Here is a 3,660-nt window from a genome sequence, read left to right on the forward strand (position 1 = left end):
GAAAACGGCGACTCGTCCTGCGTGAGCTCCTTCTCCCTGAAGAGTAAGAAAAATTTCTTTAACGGAATAAGTCTTCATTACTCAATATCTTACGTCCCAACAAGCAGTATAGCCGATATTTTAATCGAGCCTTTTCCTACATTATTATTTCTTTTATAATATCCTTATGAGAAATTCTCTATTTTTCTCATAAAAAAACAAAAATCCATCGTCCACTCTGTTTTACTAGAAACGATATCTTTGTCATCACTTTAAGCAAAGATTTACACTCCGTTGCGATGAGGTTCTTGATTGACACTAGTACATCCACAAATCCAATAAACGGTATCAAATCCTCAAAAAACTTGATGACAACAAGGACATGACCAAACTGATAAACATCACCATGCCGATGATATTATTGTTTTTGAAAGCCACAAGACATTTCTCTGGAAGAGATATATCAAGCACAGCAACTTGTTTTACAAGCATAAAAGAAACAATCAATAGTCCGATCCAACCAAAAAAATTGACCTGAACAAGATAAAGTGAAAACATAAAACAGGCAACAAATATACCATAGAGCGCAAAGATCCATGGTTTAGCGCGATAAGCAAAAAGCATGGCTGTAGAACCAACGCCGATCAGTTCGTCGTCTTTCTTATCTTGAAATGCATATATTGTATCGTATCCGATGACCCAACATATCGTTGCTATATAGAGAGAAAAAACAGAGAGCGAGAGGCTATTCTGCAAGGAAGACCATCCTATAAGACTCCCCCCCGAAAAGCACAAACCCAAAACAACTTGCGGACAATTCGTAAAACGTTTTGCAAAAGGATATAAAATCGGAATAATGAGAAAAGCTAATCCCAGACAAATCGTGAAATAGTTAAACTGAATCAGAACTATAAAACCAACAAAAAGCTGTAACATGATAAAAACATATGCCTGAAAACGACTACATTTTCCTGATGGCAAAGGTCGAGTACACGTCCGACCAACTTGTGCATCAATTTCTTGATCAACAAGATCATTCCAAGTGCATCCTGCGCCACGCATAGCAATGGCACCTAGTATATAAAGTAATATATACCAAAACACGACAGAGAAAGAGAGCGTCTGTGTTTTTTGAAGAAGATGAGCGGCAAGTATGGTAGACCAAAGGCAAGGCCACATCAACAAACACCAGCCTGTCGGGAGATCCCATCGTGCTAGTTGCACATAAGGATAGAGTGCAGAACTAGAAAAACGATTATAAAGCCAATTACCAAAAAAGACGGACATTTTGAAAAATATTTCTTCCCTATTTAAAGAATATTTCTTTCATATTACAAGAGTTAACTGTATAAACTCTATCTATATTATGTCAATGATAGGATCATATTTTGATAGTTTTTAGAATATATTTGTAATAAAAAAAGGGTTTCTTGAATCGCCACTTCCTTGAAGTGCTATCTTTAGGATATCAGTAATAATATTTGGGTTGCAAATTAAAGAATGAGTGATGTATTAAGTGGTTGTTTTGTTTGCCATATAGCACATGGAAAGATTGTCGTTTATCGTCAATTTATTCTAGTATAGTAGATTTTTCAGGGGATTATAGAATATTGAGAGTCCTTTTAATTGGTTCTGGTGGACGAGAGCATGCGCTTGCTTGGAAATTGGCACAATCACCTTTATTGTCAAAGTTATGGTCTGCCCCAGGAAATCCTGGCATAGCAGAGCATGCTCAATGTGTTGATATCAATGTAAATGATCATTCGGCAGTCATTGATTTTTGTCAAACAAAAGAAATAGATCTTGTTGTTGTTGGCCCAGAATTACCATTAGCAAACGGTATAGCCGATGTATTAAATTCCGCTGGCTTTGCGGTTTTTGGTCCTTCTAAAGCGGCGTCACAGCTCGAATCGTCCAAGGTTTTCACAAAGAGGTTTTGTACGAAATACGGCATTCCAACTGCCAAATACCGTCATTTTTCTGATCTTGAAACAGCAAAAGATTATGTGCGAACACAAAAAATGCCTATCGTGGTCAAAGCAGATGGTCTTTTTGCTGGCAAAGGTGTGGTCGTTGCCATGGATCACGATGAAGCCCTTGCCGCCATTGATCGATGTTTTAAGGAAATACATTCCAGCATTGTGATTGAAGAATACCTTGAAGGTTTTGAAGTCAGCTTTTTTGCCATTTGCGATGGAAAAATCGCAATGCCTTTTGCGACAGCGCGAGATCATAAGCGTGTCGGCGATGGTGATGTTGGTCCTAATACCGGTGGTATGGGCGCCTATTCTCCTGCTTCGGGAATAACCAAGGCGTTGCATGATTCTATCATAGAATCGATCATTGACCCAACCATAAAAGGCATGCGAGAAGAAGGTTTTCCTTTTCAAGGAGTGTTATTTGCTGGACTTATGATCACTAATCAAGGACCCCATTTGATTGAGTATAATGTACGTTTTGGTGATCCTGAATGTCAGGTCATGATGATGAGATTAAAAAGCGATCTATTGGAAATTTTAAATGCTTGTATTAAAGAAAATTTACAGAATTTATGCATAAAGTGGAATACTGGATCTGCACTAACGGTTGTTGTTGCAACGAAAGGTTATCCTCATTTTTACAAGTGCGGAACCATTATCCGATCGTTGCCTAAATCAAGTAATGATGCAGTTATATTCCATGCAGGTACAAAAATGGTTGATGGTTTTCTTGTAGCTGATGGAGGAAGAGTTTTAAGTGTTACAGCGTTAGGCACAACAGTAATTGAGGCTCGGGAACGTGCCTATGATATGATTAATGATATTAGTTGGGAAAGTGGTTTTTGGCGTAAAGATATTGGTTTTCATTTTATTTCCTAGGATTTTAGAATAGATTTTAATTAAAGATATATGTTTTTTTTACGATATCAAATACTTAAAAGTAATAATATTCATTATAAGTAATTGTATTCGTTATATATATTAGGAGTTTTATTATATGCGTTACGTAATTCTGATATCTATACTGTTTATTATGACAAGTAATAGTATAACGGCACAGTCAATTGATGTTTATTCTGGAGAAAACAAAGAATTATCAGGAATTTCTAATAGCGGCATGCCTAGGAAGAAAAATAGGGTCTATATTCCTTTTGAAGAACCTATCGTCGTGAAGCACAAAATCCAAACAATTGATGACAAAGAAGTATATGTCTCCACTGACAATCTTTTGGGAGGTTCTCCCGTAACCTTTGTAAAAAAATATTTTAAAGAAAATAACGATGAATCCTTAGAGAATCTAATCTCTCCTGTTGAGGAACATCCATCAGAAGATTCTAAAATTATTGCACAGGATTCCAATATAGTTCCTGCCTCTGGCACCAACGCAGATGATCCTTTGAATAATCCTGAATTTTCTGTACAGGATTCCCCTTCTTCTAAAAAGAAATCCTCTTCTGCAGTCTTTTCTTCTAGCACCAACGCAGATGCTCCTTTAGAAAACCCCAATGCTTCTGTACAGCTTCCTTCCTCCAAAAAGAAATCCTCTTCTGCAGTCCTTTCTTCTAGCACCAACGCAGATGATCCTTTAGAAAACCCCAAAGCTTCTGTACAGCTTCCTTCTTCTAAAAAGAAAAATAATCCTATAGTTCTTGCCTCTGATGTCAAAAAATGTACTCCATCCAAAACTGCCAAGAAAACTGCT

At 37.0% G+C, this 3,660-nt stretch carries 3 protein-coding genes and 1 pseudogene; 2 read left to right on the top strand and 2 right to left on the bottom strand.

From position 1 onward, the window contains the following. Both H0G72_RS06310 and ubiA read right to left on the bottom strand, forming a co-directional pair. Positions 1–78: pseudogene (locus H0G72_RS06310) on the bottom strand (7-carboxy-7-deazaguanine synthase); the annotation flags it as partial. Positions 79–327: 249 nt separating this feature from the next. Next, positions 328–1,266 carry a 4-hydroxybenzoate octaprenyltransferase gene (gene ubiA, locus H0G72_RS04785; RefSeq protein ID WP_182017642.1) on the bottom strand — a complete coding sequence of 313 codons (939 nt, stop codon included), beginning with the start codon at positions 1,264–1,266 and terminating at the stop codon, positions 328–330. A gap of 323 nt (positions 1,267–1,589) precedes the next feature. On the opposite strand from ubiA, the gene purD reads away from it, so the two are divergent. After that, positions 1,590–2,837: a phosphoribosylamine--glycine ligase gene (gene purD, locus H0G72_RS04790; RefSeq protein WP_182017643.1), complete on the top strand. Its 1,248-nt coding sequence runs from the start codon at positions 1,590–1,592 to the stop codon at positions 2,835–2,837. A gap of 118 nt (positions 2,838–2,955) precedes the next feature. Next, positions 2,956–3,660, top strand: a 705-nt coding sequence (locus H0G72_RS04795; RefSeq protein WP_182017644.1) for a hypothetical protein, incomplete at its 3' end; no start/stop codon positions are given.

Source organism: Candidatus Liberibacter sp. (genome assembly GCF_014048425.1).
Classification (GTDB): domain Bacteria; phylum Pseudomonadota; class Alphaproteobacteria; order Rhizobiales; family Rhizobiaceae; genus Liberibacter.

Bases quoted from the DNA above. Each gene is read 5' to 3' on its own strand.
- ubiA (WP_182017642.1), bottom strand. From the start codon at position 1,266: ATGTCCGTCTTTTTTGGTAATTGGCTTTATAATCGTTTTTCTAGTTCT.